This is a genomic window from [Empedobacter] haloabium (assembly GCA_008011715.2).
In the GTDB taxonomy this organism is placed as follows: Bacteria; Pseudomonadota; Gammaproteobacteria; order Burkholderiales; family Burkholderiaceae_D; genus Rugamonas; species Rugamonas haloabia.
On record CP136508.1, the window covers coordinates 1,158,622 to 1,174,800 of the forward strand.

The 16,179-nt window shown below is 67.8% G+C and carries 8 protein-coding genes; 5 read left to right on the forward strand and 3 right to left on the reverse strand.

Annotated elements, in window-relative coordinates:
• Window positions 1-21: 21 nt before the first annotated feature.
• Window positions 22-2,763 carry a bifunctional [glutamate--ammonia ligase]-adenylyl-L-tyrosine phosphorylase/[glutamate--ammonia-ligase] adenylyltransferase gene (gene glnE / locus E7V67_005150; protein WUR14494.1) on the reverse strand — a complete coding sequence of 914 codons (2,742 nt, stop codon included), beginning with the start codon at window positions 2,761-2,763 and terminating at the stop codon, window positions 22-24.
• A gap of 204 nt (window positions 2,764-2,967) precedes the next feature.
• Between glnE and E7V67_005155 the strand changes: the two genes are divergently transcribed.
• The 3 genes from E7V67_005155 to tldD are packed head-to-tail and all read left to right on the forward strand — an operon-like array spanning window position 2,968 to window position 9,432.
• Entirely contained in the window at window positions 2,968-7,113 is a 4,146-nt protein-coding gene (locus E7V67_005155; GenBank protein WUR14495.1) for a YhdP family protein, read from the forward strand.
• A 9-nt stretch (window positions 7,114-7,122) separates the two neighbouring features.
• The gene (locus tag E7V67_005160) at window positions 7,123-7,920 is read left to right on the forward strand and encodes a carbon-nitrogen hydrolase family protein (GenBank protein ID WUR14496.1); all 798 of its coding nucleotides are present in this window, start codon (window positions 7,123-7,125) and stop codon (window positions 7,918-7,920) included.
• 51 nt (window positions 7,921-7,971) lie between these two features.
• A complete protein-coding gene (gene tldD / locus E7V67_005165; GenBank protein WUR14497.1) occupies window positions 7,972-9,432 on the forward strand; it encodes a metalloprotease TldD in 1,461 nt (486 codons plus the stop codon).
• Window positions 9,433-9,559: 127 nt separating this feature from the next.
• Here tldD and E7V67_005170 read toward each other — a convergent pair whose 3' ends face one another.
• Complete coding sequence (locus E7V67_005170; protein WUR14498.1) at window positions 9,560-12,229, reverse strand: TonB-dependent receptor; 2,670 nt, start codon at window positions 12,227-12,229, stop codon at window positions 9,560-9,562.
• 469 nt (window positions 12,230-12,698) lie between these two features.
• Between E7V67_005170 and aroG the strand changes: the two genes are divergently transcribed.
• Together aroG and E7V67_005180 are read left to right on the forward strand one after the other, a co-directional pair.
• Window positions 12,699-13,757, forward strand: a complete 1,059-nt coding sequence (aroG, locus tag E7V67_005175; protein ID WUR14499.1) for a 3-deoxy-7-phosphoheptulonate synthase AroG — start codon at window positions 12,699-12,701, stop codon at window positions 13,755-13,757.
• Between the two features lie 54 nt (window positions 13,758-13,811).
• Entirely contained in the window at window positions 13,812-15,101 is a 1,290-nt protein-coding gene (locus E7V67_005180) for an aspartyl/asparaginyl beta-hydroxylase domain-containing protein (protein ID WUR14500.1), read from the forward strand.
• A 60-nt stretch (window positions 15,102-15,161) separates the two neighbouring features.
• Here the strand turns inward: E7V67_005180 and E7V67_005185 are convergent, their stop codons facing one another.
• Window positions 15,162-16,085 carry a polysaccharide deacetylase family protein gene (locus E7V67_005185; GenBank protein WUR14501.1) on the reverse strand — a complete coding sequence of 308 codons (924 nt, stop codon included), beginning with the start codon at window positions 16,083-16,085 and terminating at the stop codon, window positions 15,162-15,164.
• Window positions 16,086-16,179 lie beyond the last annotated feature (94 nt).

Here is a 16,179-nt window from a genome sequence, read left to right on the forward strand (position 1 = left end):
GTTGCATAACTGAATTTTCATCTATGCCGCACCGAATATGGCCCGCCACAACGTGACCACCGAGGATGCGTGCTGGGCGACGCGACGCGGTTCGACGCGCGACGGCTCGCCCTGCAAGCGCAGCTGGTGCTGCAGCTTGCGCATGGCGCGGTAGGCGTCGCCGACCTTGCCGGCCAGTTCGGCGTCGATCAGCCCCAGCTCGCCGCTGATGCGCAGCAGCGCGATGTTGCCGACATTGCCGGTCAATTGCGGGTAACGCCCGGCATATTCCAGCACGAGGTACTGGACGATGAACTCGATGTCGATCATGCCGCCTTCGTCCTGTTTCAGGTCGAACGTTTCGGCCCGGCTGGGATAGGCGTCGTGCATCTTGCCGCGCATCGCCAGCACTTCGCGCTTGAGCTCGTCACCCCGGACTCTCGGGGCGCGCAGCACTTCGCAGCGGATGCGCTCGAATTGCGCGCCGATCGCGGCATCGCCGGCGCAGAATCGGGCGCGCGTCAGCGCCTGGTGCTCCCATACCCAGGCCGAGTTGTGCTGATAGCGTTCGAACGCCTGCACCGACGAGACCAGCATGCCGCTGGCGCCGTCCGGGCGCAGCGCCGTGTCGATGTCGAACAGGATGCCGGCCGACGTGTGCGAGGTCATCCACGTGATGAAGCGCTGCGCCAGCTTGGCATACAGGCCGGGCGCATCCTGGTCGTCGTCGTCGAACAGGAAGATCACGTCGAGATCCGACACGTAGCCCAGTTCCTTGCCGCCCAGCTTGCCATAGGCGATCACGGCAAAGCGCGGTATCTCGCGGTGCCGCTTGGCCACGGTGGACCAGGCCGTGCGCACGACGGCCGCGACGATGACGTCCGCCAGTGCCGACAGGTGGTCGGCCAGTTTCTCCACCGTCAGGTCGCCGGCCAGGTCCTGCGCCAGCAGGTGGAACAGCTGGGCGTGGTGCACCTCGCGCAGGATGTCCAGCTGGCGCTCGGTATCGTCCGCCGCCACGGCCAATTGGGCGTCGAGGTCCTGCGCCAGCGCGACCGGGTCGAACATGGCGTTGCGGATGCGCTCGTCCAGCAGCTCGTCCAGCAGGATCGGGTGCTGCGTCAGGAACGTGGCGGCCCATGCGCTGGCATGCATCATGGCGATCACGCGTTCCAGCGTGTGCGGGTATTCGGTCAGCAGCGACAGGTAGGCCGAGCGGCGCGCCACCGCCTCCAGGAAGTCCAGCAGCCGGCCCAGCGTGCCCAGCTGGCTGCCGACACCGTTCTGTTCGGCAGTGCGGGCGATCAGCGGCAGCGCCGCGTTGATCAGCGTGACGAGACGCTGCCGGCTCGCTTCCGGCATCGACTGCAGGCGCGGCGCCTGCCAGGTCGCGGCGAGGCGGCGCGCCGCGGCCTGCGGGTCGTCGTAGCCCAGCGCGGTAAAGCGGGCCTCGATGGCTTCCAGGTTGTCCGGGTCGGCGCAATCGGTATCGTCCGCGTCGTCGCCGCCGCCCTTGTCGGCGAACATCGCGTCGAACTGCTCGGCCACGAAGCGGCGGTGCGTGTCGAGCCGGGCCAGCAGCGTATCGCTGTCGGGCAGGCCCATCATGCGCGCGATGGTGGCGCGGTCGGCCTCGTTGGGAGGCAGCGTGTGGGTCTGGGCGTCCTCCAGGTATTGCAGGCGGTGCTCCAGGTTGCGCAGGAAGGCATAGGAATCGAGCAGGCGCTCGACCAGGTCGGGCGCCATCAGGCCCTTGTCCGGCAGCTGGCGCAAGGTGGCGCGGGTGGAGCGGTCGCGCAGGCTGGGGTCGCGCCCGCCGCGGATCAGCTGGAACACCTGGGCCAGGAATTCGATCTCGCGGATGCCGCCGCGGCCCAGCTTGACGTTGTGGCTGCGCTCCGGGTGCAGCCGCTCCTGCCGGTTGACCTCGGCGCGGATCTGCGCATGCATGTTGCGGATGGCGTCGATCACGCCGAAGTCCAGGTAGCGGCGGAAGCAGAACGGCCGCACGATGGCGTCCAGTGCGGCGATGTCGTCCGGACGGCCCGTCACGGCACGCGCCTTGACCCAGGCATAGCGTTCCCACTCGCGGCCCTGCACCATCAGGTACTGCTCGACCATGCCGAGGCTGGCGGCCAGCGGCCCGGAGCCGCCGTTCGGCCGCAGCGCCATATCGACGCGGAACGTGAAGCCATCTTCCGTGATCTCCGCGATGGCGGCGATCAGTTTCTTGCCCAGGCGGATGAAGTACTCGTGGTTCGATAGCACCCGCTGGGCCGCCGCCGTCGGCACCGTGTCGCCGTCCTCGGGATAGACGAAGATCAGGTCGATGTCGGACGACACGTTCAGCTCGAAACCGCCTTGCTTGCCCATCGCCAGCACGATCAGCTGCTGCTCATGGCCGGACTCGTGACCGGTCGGCACGCCGTGCGCCGCGCGCATTTCCGCGTCGAGCTCGGCCAGGTGGCGGACGATGGCGAAATCGGCCAGCCGGGTGACGGCCGTGACCACCTCGTCCAGGTCGGCCCGGCCTTCCAGGTCGCGCCGGATCAGGCCGGCAATCAGCAGGTTGCGCAGCCGGCGCATGCCGCGCGCCAGCGGCAGCGGGGCGCCGTCGCCACCGACCTTGCCTGTACTGCGTTCGCGTTCCAGCAGTGCCTCCAGGTCGGCTTGTGCCAGCGACGATTGCACCAGGGCATCGATGCGCTCCTGTCGGCCGGGCTCCGCGGCCAGCCAGCGTTGATAAAAGCGGGAATCCTGGGCGGTGGCGGTCGGCACGGGCATGGGCGGTTTCGTCGAAAATGAATGTCGTAAATATATCGTAACGTTCTGTAAGAGAATGCGTTACGGAACTTAGTGTAACCGGCCGTTGCGGTAGAATGTGGCCGCTGCCCGCAGGGCGGCTGCGGAAGTCGAGTTATTTTACGCCGGGCATCCGGCCAGGCCCGGGGTAATGAAGTGTTGACGGAAAAATCGGCAGAAGACAAGTTGGCGCCCGGGCCATCGCCGCGGGAGGCGCAGGAGGCCGAGCCGCCGCTGGTGGCGCGCTGGCACCGGCTGCAGGCCGCCTACCGCCTGTGCAACCGCGCCAGCCACCATCTGCTGGGCTTCACCTTGAAGCTGGCGCTGGGCCTGTACTTCCTGTTCGCCATCGTGTTCCTCGTGCTGCGCTGGGCCGTGCTGCCGCAGATCGACACCTACAAGGGCGATATCGAGCGCCTGGCCAGCCGCGCCGTCGGCAATCCCGTCACGATCGACCGCATCTACGCTTCCTGGTCCGGACTGCGTCCGAACCTGTTCCTGGGCGACGTGGTGCTGCGCGATCGCGACGGCCGCCAGGCCCTGCGCCTGCCCAGCGTGTCCGCCACCCTGTCATGGTGGAGCCTGGCCGCGCTCGATGCGCGCTTCGAGTCCATCGAGCTGATCCGCCCCGACCTGCAGGTCTCGCGCACCGCCGACGGCCGCCTGTTCGTGGCCGGCATCCTCATCGACCTGAACAAGAAAGACGACGGCCGCGGCTCGGAATGGGTGCTGGGCCAGCGCGAGATCATCATCCGCGAGGGCCGGCTGGAATGGCTGGACGCCCGGCGCGGCACGCCGCCGCTGGTGCTGCAGAACATGAACCTGATGCTGCGTAACCAGTGGCGCCGCCACCAGTTCGCCGTCCACGCGACCGCCACGGCGGGCGCGCACGACACGCTGGACCTGCGCGCCGACTTCAGCCATCCCGCCTTCACCCGGCGCGTGTCGGACGTGCGCCAGTGGCAGGGCACGATCTACGCCGCCGTCGGCGGCAACGACCTGGCCGCCTGGCAACCCTACAACCCGTTCGGCGACGGCGCACCGGCCCGCCTGCAATCGGGCCGCGGCAGCCTGCGCGCGTGGCTCGACATCGACCACAGCCGCCTGTACGGCGTCACGGCGGACGTCAACCTGGAGGACGTGCGCGCCACGCTGGGCCGCGACCTGCCGGCGCTGGACGTGGCGGCCCTGCGCGGCCGCATCGCCTTTGCCGAGGACAAGCCGCCGCGCAACCGCCGCCGCGACCTGGCCGCGGTGCCGTTCGGCGCGCTGGGCCACCGCGCCAGCGTCACCGGTTTCACCTTGCGCACGCGCGACGGCATCGTGCTGGCACCGACCACGCTGGCCGAGCGCTACGTGCCCGCATCCGGCAAGGAGCCGGCCCGCACCGAGGTGACGGCCCGCTCGCTGGACCTGGGCATGGTGGCCGCGCTGGCGACCCGGCTGCCGCTGGCGCCGGCCCAGCGCGGCTTGCTGGGCGAGCTGGCGCCGCGCGGCCGCGTGCTGGACCTGGACGCACGCTGGCAGGGGCCCGCCAGCGCGCCGCGGGCCTGGCGCGTCAAGGCCGACCTGGCCGACCTGGGCATGAATCCGCTGGCCGCACGCGCCGCCACGGCCGGCATGGGCAAGCTGCCGGCGCTGCCCGGTTTCGATCACCTGTCCGGCAGCATCGATGCCGGCGCAGAGGGCGGCAGCGTACGGCTGGACGCGCCCAACCTGGTGCTGCGCATGCCGGCCTGGCTGGCCGAGCCGGCCATGGCCTTCCAGCAGCTCAAGCTGAAGGCCAGCTGGATCCATGAGGACACGACCACCCGCATCGACGTGGCCGATTTCACGTTCGACCAGGACGGCCTGACGGGCTGGCTCAAGGGCCGCCACGTGCTGGATGGCAGCGGCCCCGGCAGCGCCGACTTCGAAGGCAAGCTGGACGGCTTCGTCGTCAACCGCATCGGCCGCTACCTGCCGCTGGCCACGCCGCAGCACCTGCACCACTGGCTGACGGGCGCACTGGAAGCCGGCACCGCCACCGACGCCACCCTGCGCCTGCGCGGCGACCTGGCCCATTTCCCGTTCGCCGCCGGCACGCCGGACGAGGCCAAGGGCGAGTTCCGTGTCGCCGGCCGGCTCGTCGATGCCAAGCTCAATTATGAACCGGGCGTATACGGCAAGGATGGCAAGGCGCCGCTGTGGCCGCAGGCCGAGCAGATTCGCGGCAGCTTCGTGTTCGACCGTGCCAGCATGGAAATCAAGGCGGACACGGCCAAGACGGGCAACGTCAATCTGCACAATGTGAAAGCCGTCATCGCCGACCTGATCCACCACGACAGCGTCCTGGAAATCGACGGCAGTGCGTTTGGGGCCATGCAGGACTACCTGCGCTACGTGGCCAACAGCCCCGTATTGGAATGGATCGGCCATTTCACCGACCAGACCACCGCCACCGGCAACGCCAAACTGGGCCTGAAGCTGAGCCTGCCGCTGGCGCGCCTGCGCGAAAGCAAGGTTCAAGGCACCCTGGCCCTGCAGGGCAATGACGTGGTGCTGTGGCACGACATGCCGCCCGTGCTGCTGGCCACGGGCAAGATCGAATTCAACGAGCACGGCGTCAACCTGAACGGCCTGAACGGCACCCTGCTGGGCGGCCAGCTGACGGTGGCCGGCGGCACCCAGCGCGACGGCACGATCCAGGTACGCATCGGCGGCAACGTCACGGCCGACGGCGTGCGCCGCACCTGGCCGACGCCGGTGATGCAGAAACTGGCCGAGCGCTTCAGCGGCGGCACCCGCTACCACGGCGTCATCACGGCCGCCAACCACCAATACCAGGTCTTTGTCGAGTCCGCGCTGACCGGTGTGGCGCTGGACTTCCCGGCGCCGCTGGCCAAGCCCGCGGCGGACGCGCTGCCGCTGCATTTCGTGCTGAACGGCGGCGCCGCCAACGAGGCCGGCCAGGCGCATGACGAGATCAGGATTACCCTCGGCAGCGCGATCGAGGCGCGCTACCAGCGCCAGCGCCAGGACAAGGGGCCGTGGCAATTAGTGCGCGGCGGCATCGGCCTGAACGTGCCGGCGCCGCAGCCGGACAGCGGCATGGCGCTGCACGCCAGCGTCAAATCGCTCAACGTGGACGACTGGATCGGCCTGGTGAGCACGGTGACGGAAGCGGCCGGGCCGAAGAGTGCCGACAGCGTGGAGGAAGGGCCGGGCCTGGCCCAGTACGTCGCGGCCGACCTGCTGGCCGCGCGCGCGGACGAGCTGACGATCGCCGGGCGCAAGGTCAACGACGTCGTCGTCGGCCTGACCCACCGCAATGGCGCCTGGCAGGCCAACGTCGATTCGCGCCAGGCCAATGGCTATGTCACGTGGAACGAGTCGCCCACCGGGCGCGGCCTGGGCAAGGTGACGGCGCGGCTGTCCAGCCTCCTGATTCCGGAATCGGCAGCCGGCGACGTCAAGGACCTGCTGGAGAAATCCGCCTCGGCCAGCGCGCCGGCCATTCCCGCGCTGGACATCGTGGCCGAGCGCTTCGAGCTGTTCAACCGCCAGCTGGGCCGGATGGAACTGCAGGCCTACAACGCGCTGATCACGTCCTCGCGCGAATGGCGCGTCTCCAAGCTGACGCTGGAGAACCCGGACGGCGCCCTGCACGGCACGGGCCGCTGGGTCAGCCGCAACGGCAATCACGATTCGTCCCTGAACTTCAGCCTCGACATCGTCGACGCCGGCAAGCTGCTGGACCGTTTCGGCTTCGTCGACACGCTGAAAAACGGCAAGGGCAAGCTGTCCGGCGACATCTCGTGGAAGGGCTTGCCGTATGCGCTGGACATCCCCACGTTGTCAGGCAAGCTCGTCATGAGCGTCGAGAAGGGCCAGTTCCTGAAGCAGGACCCGGGCGCGGCCAAGCTCCTGGGTGTGCTCAGCCTGCAGACCTTGCCGCGCCTGCTGAAATTCGACTTCCACGACGTGTTTGCCGAAGGGCTGGCGTTCGACGGCATCAGCGCCACGGCCCAGATCGAGCGCGGCATCGCGAAAACGGATAACCTGAAGATGCATGGGGTGCAGGCGACCGTGCTGATGTCCGGCAGCGCCGACATCGCCAACGAATCGACCAACCTGCATGTCGTCGTGATCCCGCAGGTGAACCTGGGCACGGCGCCGCTGGTGTATGCGCTGGCCGTCAACCCGGTGATCGGGCTGGGCAGCTACCTGGCCCAGCTGTTCCTGTCGGCGCCCGTGATGAAGGCGCTGACGTACCAGATGCAGGTGACGGGGCCGTGGAAGGCGCCCGTCATTACCAAGCTCGACGCCGAGCCGTCCGTTCGACAACAATAAGGAGCAGAGATGACGATCGTTGCCGCCGTACAAATGGTCTCCACCCCGGTCGTGGAGGAAAACCTGGCCACGGCCGCCCGCCTCGTGGCCGAAGCCGCCGCCCGGGGCGCCAAGCTGGTGTTGCTGCCCGAGTACTGGCCCATCATGGGCATGAGCGATAGCGACAAGGTCGGCAAGGCCGAACCGCTGGGTACCGGCCTGATCCAGACCGCAATGGCGATGATGGCGCGCGAGCACGGCATCTGGCTGCTGGGCGGCACCTTGCCGCTGGCCAGCGACGACCCGGAAAAAGTCATCAATACCACGCTGGTGTACGACCCGGAAGGCCGCCACGTGGGCCGCTACGACAAGATCCACCTGTTCGGCTTCACCAAGGGCAGCGAGTCGTACAACGAATCGCGCACCATCGTGCCGGGCCGCAGCGTCGGCACGGTCGAGACGACGGTGGGCAAGGTCGGCATGTCGGTCTGTTACGACCTGCGCTTCCCCGAGCTGTACCGGGCCATGGGGCCGGTCAACCTGATCGTGGTGCCGGCCGCGTTCACCTACACGACCGGGCGCGCGCACTGGGAGATCCTGCTGCGCGCGCGCGCCATCGAGAACCAGTGCTACGTGCTGGCGGCGGCGCAGGGCGGCGAGCATGTCAACGGCCGGCGCACCTGGGGCCACAGCATGCTGGTCGACCCGTGGGGCGAGGTGAAGGCGGTGCTGGCGGAAGGCGAGGGCGTCATCCATGGCGAGCTCGACCTGGCCTACCTGGACGGCGTGCGCGAGAGCCTGCCGGCGCTGAAGCACCGGACGATGTAAAACGGCGCAATCCACTACAATGACGTCAAAAGCAACCGTAGAAAGAGCACCATGAAACCATTCGAACCGAACCTGTCTTCGCTGGCGCTGGCCCGCGACGTGCTGCTGACCCCGTTCGGGCTGGACGAGGGCAAGCTGATCAAGACGCTGGGCACGATGTTCACCCACAAGGTCGATTATGCCGACCTGTATTTCCAGTTCACCAAGAACGAGGGCTGGAGCCTGGAAGAGGGCATCGTCAAGACGGGCAGCTTCTCGATCGACCAAGGCGTCGGCGTGCGCGCCGTGTCCGGCGAGAAGACGGCGTTCTCGTACTCGGACGAGATTTCGGAAGCGGCGCTGCTGGATGCGGCGGCGGCCACGCGCACCATTGCGCGCGCCGGCGCCGGCAAGATCAAGGTGGCCGGCAGCATGACGCCGGTCGGCGGCCGTTCGCTGTACCTGCCGCATGACCCGCTCAATTCGCTGGACGCGGCGGCCAAGGTCAAGCTGCTCGAGCGCGTGGAAAAGATCGCCCGCGCCAAGGACCCGCGCGTGGTGCAGGTGATGGCGGGCCTGGCCGGCGAATACGACGTGGTGCTGGTGGTGCGCAGCGACGGCGTGCTGGCGGCGGACATCCGCCCGCTGGTGCGCGTGTCGGTGACCGTCATCGTCGAGCAGAACGGCCGGCGCGAGATGGGCTCCTCCGGCGGCGGCGGGCGCTACGACTACAACTACTTTACCGACGAGCTGCTGCAGCAGTACGCCGAAGACGCCGTCAAGGGCGCGCTGGTCAACCTGGATTCGCGTCCGGCCCCGGCCGGCCCGATGACGGTCGTGCTGGGCCCGGGCTGGCCCGGCATCCTGCTGCACGAGGCGATCGGCCACGGCCTGGAAGGCGACTTCAACCGCAAGGGCTCGTCCACGTTCTCCGGCCGCATCGGCGAGCGCGTGGCCGCCAAGGGTGTCACGGTGGTCGACGACGGCACGCTGGCGGACCGCCGCGGCTCGCTCAACATCGACGACGAAGGCAACCCGACCCAGTGCACGACCTTGATCGAGGACGGCATCCTGCGCGGTTACATCCAGGACACGATGAACGCGCGCCTGATGAAGATGCCGGTGACGGGCAACGCCCGCCGCGAATCGTTCGCGCACCTGCCGATGCCGCGCATGACGAACACCTACATGCTGGCCGGCGACAAGGACCCGGAAGAAATCCTCAAGTCCGTCAAGAACGGCCTGTACGCGGTCAACTTCGGCGGCGGCCAGGTCGACATCACGAACGGCAAGTTCGTGTTCTCGGCCAGCGAGGCCTACATGATCGAAGACGGCAAGGTGACGTACCCGGTCAAGGGGGCGACCCTGATCGGCAACGGCCCGGACGTGCTGAACCGCGTCTCGATGATCGGCAACGACATGAAGCTGGACCCGGGCGTGGGCGTGTGCGGCAAGGAAGGCCAGAGCGTGCCGGTCGGCGTGGGCCAGCCGACCCTGCGCATCGACGGCGTGACCGTCGGCGGCACCGCGTAAGCGCCGCCAGCCAAAACAAAAGGCGCCCGCGGGCGCCTTTTTTCTTGCCTAGAAAATGGGGTCTGTCCCCATTTTCCAGGCAATGTTTCCCGAAAAATGGGGACAGACCCCATTTTTCGGGCAACATTTAGAACGAGTACGAACCCCGCAGGTACAGCGCGCGGCCGATCGGATCGGTGTAGCGCGGATCGTAGCCCTTCTGGAACACCGTGCCCTGGTTGCTGAACGGCGGTTCCTTGTCGAACAGGTTCTTCACGCCCGCCGTCAGGCTGACGTTCTTGAAGCCCGTGTAGGTGCCCGACAGGTTGACCAGGCTGTACGACGGCACGCGGTTGCGGTACTGCTCGTCGACCAGGTTCTGGTCGTCGTAGCCCGTCTTGAAGTTGTGCGCCAGGGTCGCGCTCCACACTCCGGAACGCCACGTCAGGGCGGCGTTGTGACGCCAGCGGAACACCACGTAGTTGTCGGCGTAACGGCCCACGTTCTGGACGAATTCGCCGTCACGCTCGTTCTGGTACTCGTAGTTGTGGATGTAGGTGCCGTCCAGCGTGAACGTGAAGCTGCCGTAGTCGCTGCGCGGCGCGCGCAGGGTCAGGCTGACGTCCACGCCATCGGTGCGCACCTTGCCCAGGTTCTCGTTCAAGTCCAGGATCGCGTTGGGCGAGCCGTCCGGGAAGCGCAGGAAGCGGTCGGCGTACTTGGTGTAGTTGCCGTAGATGGCCTGCTCCGGCAGGGCACCGATCTTTTCGCGCAGGCGGATGTTGAAGTAGTCCAGCGCCAGCGTGACGGCCGGCGTCGGCTCGAACACGGCGCCCAGTGCGAACGTGCGCGATTTCTCCGGCTGCAGGTTCGGATTGCCGCCTTGCAGCTTGAACTGCTGCAGGTCGCAATCGCGCAGCGGGTTCGATCCCGGTTGCGGCACGCCGTTCGGACACAGGATCGGGTCGTTGTACGAGTTGCTGGTGTCGTTGCGCGACAGCGGCGCGTTCTTCTCGAACAGGGTCGGCGCGCGGAAGCCGGTGCTGGCCGAACCGCGCAGCACGAAGGTCTTGTGCGGCTGCCAGCGGAAGGAGGCTTTCGGATTGGTGGTGCTGCCGACGTCGCTGTAGTGGTCCCAGCGGGCCGCCAGCGAGGCTTCCAGGTTCTGCATGAACGGCAGGCTGATCTCGCCGAACACGGCCTGGATGGTGCGGCTGCCCGACTTCGGCAGCGAGCCGGACAGACCCGAGCTGGCGGCCTGGCCGGCGATGTCGCGGTTGACGTTGAACTCGGCCTTCTCATGGCGCAGTTCGGTGCCCAGCGCGACGGCCAGCTTGCCGCCCGCCATGTCCATCAGCTCGCGGCTGGCCTTCAGGTCGAACGCGGTCTGGGCGTTCTTCGCATCCTGTACGCGGCCGCGCAGCGCGGTCGTGGCCAGGTAGGCGCGGCCCGCTTCGTTCTGCAGGCCGAACGGGTTCAGGATGCCGTTGGCGACACCCGCCGCGAACGAGGCATCCTGCACGTAGCCACCGGTGAACTCTTCCGACGAGCGGCTGACGGAATGCGACAGGCCACCGGCGTAGTCCCAGCCGGCCACGATGCCTTCCAGCGAGCCCAGGAATCGGTCGCCCGAACCGCGCGACAGGATCTGGCGCTGGCCCGCCTCGGTCGGACGCCAGTTGACGGACAGCGGGCTGCCCGACAGCCCGGCCTGGGCCGGCACGCCGCCCGAGTTGCCCGGGTAGTAGGGGCTGGTGGCCGGCAGGATCAGGCCCGTCTGCGGCGGCGGCGCCGTGCGCGAGTTGACGCGGTTTTCCGAGTGCAGCACTTCGAAGGTCGCGGTGTGGTCGGCGCCCAGCTTGAAGCTGGCGCGGCCGAACGCGGTGGCGCGTTCCTGTTCCGGCAGGCTGTCGATCTGGCGCGTATAGTCCTGGCGGCAGGTGCCGTCGCTGGCGCGCGGGATGGACAGCGGTGCCAGGCAGCCGGTGGCGAAGCCAGGGTTGCCGGCCTTGTCGGCGACGGCATCGTAATAGTTACCAGGGAACGTGGTGCCGGACGTTTCGGACAGCCCGCGCGACGGAATCACGCCGGTCTGCGAGAACGGCCGCTGCTGCGACGTCAGCACGTCCTGCTTGTGGTAGTCCAGCACGCCCAGCACGGCCCAGCCGTCGCGCGCCAGGTCGCCGCTGCCGGTGGTCAGGTTGCCGCGGCGCTCACGGCCGCCGGTATGCTGCGGCAGCACCGTCTCGATGGCGACCGTGGTCTGCTGCACCGAGCGGCGCGTGATGAAGTTGATGACGCCGCCGATGGCATCGGTACCGTAGATCGCGGAGGCGCCGTCGCGCAGCACCTCGACGCGCTCGAGCGCGGCGACGGGGATCAGGTTCAGGTCGACGCTGGCGCCATCGTACGGATGGCTGGCCAGGCGGCGGCCGTTCAGCAGCACCAGGGTCTTGTCCCCGCCCAGGCCGCGCAGGTCGGCCGTGGCCTGGCCGCCGGTCGGCAGGCCGCTGGCGTTGCCGCCCACGGCGTTGGCCGAACCGAAGCTGGTCTGGTTGGCGGGAATGCGGTCCAGCACTTCCTGGGCCGTGGTCAGACCCTGCTTGACGAATTCCTCGGCCTTGAAGACCGTCAGGGGCGTGGCGGTCTCGTTGACGAGCCGCTTGATCGACGAGCCGGTGATTTCCACGCGCAGCATCTGGCCTTCGCCAGCCTGGTTGGCATCCTGCGCGAAGGCCGGCGCGATGGCGGACAGGGCGGCGATGCCGAGGCAAATCGGCCGCAGGCGGCCGAAGCGTGCGTTACTTTTGTTAGCCAAAACTCTCTCCCGATGTTGAGAAAAAATGGTGCAGCTGAGACAAGCCAAGGTGAACGTTCGGTCACGCCGGCTGCACGCACACTTTGACACGGCATTGACTATTTGCAAACTGAGCGGCGAAGAAAATGCGGCGAATGGCCGCTTTGTGTTGTATCTACCGCAACTGGACTGGTCAAAACGCATGTTCGCTTGCGTTTTGCACGCGTCGCCATTCCTGCCGACAATGTGCTTGCCAAACCTTGCACCTTGTTGTTATAGTGATTCTCAATCACCAGGACATCTCATGCACCGTTTCGTTTTCTTTACCGGCTTTTATTTTTGGCTCCCTGCCCACAAGGCGGTTGAGTAGAGGCCGGTTCACGTAGCGACAAACACGAGACTCCAGCAAATGCCCAGAAGACCGCCAGAGATGGCGGTTTTTTTTTACGCGAAATTTTTGAACGAATTTTTGAAGATTGAGGAGAGCACCATGCAACGCACCGACGACCTGCGCATCCGCGAAATGAAGGAACTGACGCCGCCATCGCACCTGATCCGCGAGTTCCCCTGCACCGAGGCGGCTTCGCAGACGGCGTCCGCCGCCCGCATCGCGCTGCACCGCATCCTGCACGGCCAGGACGACCGCCTGATGGTCGTCGTCGGCCCCTGCTCGATCCACGATCCGAAGGCGGCGATGGAGTATGCCCGCAAGCTGACCGAGGTGCGTGCGCGCCTGCAGGGCGACCTGGAAATCGTCATGCGCGTGTATTTCGAGAAGCCGCGCACGACCGTGGGCTGGAAGGGCATGATCAACGACCCGTACATGGACAACAGCTTCCGCATCAACGACGGCCTGCGCATGGCGCGCGAGCTGCTGCGCGACATTAACGAGCTGGGCCTGCCGGCCGGCACCGAGTTCCTCGACGTGATCAGCCCGCAATACATCGCCGACCTGATCGCCTGGGGCGCGATCGGCGCGCGCACCACGGAATCGCAGGTGCACCGCGAGCTGGCCTCCGGCCTGTCGTGCCCGGTCGGCTTCAAGAACGGCACCGACGGCAATACCAAGATCGCCGTCGAGGCCATCAAGGCCGCGTCGCAGCCGCACCACTTCCTGTCCGTCACCAAGGGCGGCCACTCGGCCATCGTCTCGACCAACGGCAACGAGGACTGCCACATCATCCTGCGCGGCGGCAAGACGCCGAACTACGACGCCGCCAGCGTGGAAGAGGCCTGCAAGGCCATCGCCAGCCACGGCCTGGCCTCGCGCCTGATGATCGACGCGTCGCACGCCAACAGCTCGAAGAAGCCGGAAAACCAGGTGCCCGTGTGCGCCGACATCGCCGCCCAGGTGGCCGGCGGCGACGACCGCATCGTCGGCGTCATGATCGAGTCGCACCTGATCGCCGGCCGCCAGGACCTGGTGCCGGGCAAGGAACTGACCTACGGCCAGTCCGTCACCGACGGCTGCATCGACTGGGACACCACCGTGCAGGTGCTGAACAACCTGGCGGACGCCGTGCGCCAGCGCCGCCTGCGCGGCGAATAACCCCCAGGCCGGCCGGCGCGTGCCGGCCGCGCCGTCAACACATGAGGCTGCATCATGGGACTAGCGATACAAGAAGACGTCGCGGCGCTGCAGCGCCAGATCGCCGCGGCGATCCAGGCCGGCCGCGATAACGAGGCGGGGCAGTTGTGGCAGCGGCTGCTGGACGTCGATCCGGACAGCACCAAGGCCCTGTTCGCATTGAGCCAGCGGGCGTTCCGGGCCGGCGATCTGCAGCGGGCGCGCGAGCTGCTGCGCCGGCTGGTGGCGCTCGACGGCCAGGACCTGCAACAATGGATCAACCTGGCCGTGGTGTGCCGCGGCCTGCACGACGACGAAGGCGAGGCCGCGGCCCTGACGGGCGCGCTCACCGTCGATCCCACCGACATGCTGGCGCAGCTGCTGAGGGGCGAATTGTTCGAGCGTCAGGGGCGCCGCCACGAGGCGGTGCGGGCCTATGGCGCCGGCGCCATGGCTGCACCGCCAGTGGAGCGGCTGGAACCGTCGCTGCGCCCTCTGCTGCAACGCGCGCTGGCGTTCCAGGACGCCTACCAGCGCGACTACGGCGACTGGATGGACGCGCACCTGGCGCCGCTGCTGCGCGACCTGCAGGGCGAACCGCTGGGACGCTTCCGCGACGCCGTCGACATCATGTTCGGCCGCAAGCGCCGCTACGATCCGCAGCCGGCGCTGTTCTATTATCCGGGCCTGGCGCCGGTCACCTTTTTCGACCGTGCGCTGTTCCCGTGGATGCCGGCGCTGGAAGCACAGACCGACGCGATCCGCGCCGAGTTCCTCGCCGTGCTGGAGCGGCAGGACGGCTTCGTGCCTTACCTCAGTTATCCGCCCGACCAGCCGCACTTCCAGTTCGCCCAATTGAACAATTCGCCCGACTGGAGCGCGTATCACCTGATCGAGCAGGGTCGTGTCGTGACCGGGCACGCGGCGCAATGCCCCGTGACGATGGCCGCGCTGGCCAATGTGCCGCAGCCGCACCAGCTCAATCGCACCCCCAGCGCGATGTTCTCGCTGCTGCGTCCGCGCACGCGCATCCCCGCGCACACGGGCGTCAGCAACGTGCGGCTGGTGGCGCACCTGCCGCTGATCCTGCCGGGGCAGTGCGGCCTGCGCGTCGGCAACGACGTGCGCGAGTGGGAGATGGGCAAGGGCTGGGTGTTCGACGACACGATCGAACACGAGGCGTGGAACGACAGCGACGCGCTGCGCGTCGTGCTGATCTTCGACGTATGGCATCCGCACCTGTCGGAAGCCGAGCGCACGATGGTCAGCGCGCTGGCCGAAGGGATCGTGCGGTTCGGCGCGGGCAGCGGCGGGTTCGAGCTGTAGCGGAGGGCTCCGCGGGGGGACAGGCAGCTGTCCCCGGGCTCATACCTTGGCCGGGTTATCTCAGCGGCACAACGCGTCCAGGTCGATGCCCCGTTCACGATTGGCGGGCAGGTGGATGCGCTGGCGCACGGCGGCCCGTTCGATGACGTAGCCGCCACCCGGCTGTGCATAGGCAGGATCGGACTGGGCCTGGGCCAGCGTGACGTAACGCGCGCCCGCTTGCTCCAGCCGGTCCAGCACTTCGGGCAGCATCACGGCGCTGAAGGCGGCGACGTGCGTCAGCAGCACCTGCGGCACCACGCGGCCGAACACCTGGCGCGACGAGGCCTTGGCGTAGGCGATCACGGCATCGACGTGGCGCAGGTAGTCCGCCTTCAGGGCCTGCAGGCCCTCCTGATCGTTCCTGGCCATGCAACGGCCGTACGGTTCCGCATAGGCCCAGTCGGTAAACGACATCGTCACTTCGGCGATGCGGTAGCCGCGCTGCGTCAGCCAGGCGCGCGCGGCGGCCTGCTGGGTTGCGTCCTTGCCCGCGGCCACGTTGGGGAAGCGCAGCCAGCGCCAGTCGGCGCCCTGCATGCGGCTGGCGACGGCCGGCTCGCCCGCGATCACGTCCGCCTGCCAGGCTTCCAGCGACGCCGCCTGGTTCAGGTTCATGTGGCTGTACGTATGGTTCCCCAGCGGGAAGCCGCCCTTGCGCCAGACGTCCAGCGCGGCCGCGTTCTCGGCCGAGCGGTCCACCAGTTTGCCGTTGACGAAGCCATAGGTTTCCGGCACGCCATGGGCCTTCATGATGCGCACGTGATCGGCGATGATGGACGCACGGGTCGTGCCGGCCGGCACCGGGCCGTGGGCGGGCAGGTCGTCCACGGTGATGGCGATATTGAAGGGCGTGGCGTCCGGCAGGCCGCGTGCGGCGGCCGGCCGTGCCAGCACGGCGCTGGCGCACAGCAGCCCGGTCAGGGCGATCGTGAGATGTTTCATATGAGTTCCTTGTAGGGTGCGCCACGATGACGTCGTGCTGGCAATTATCCGGGTTGCTCGTGTGTTGTCCAGCTTGACACGATACCGCGATGAA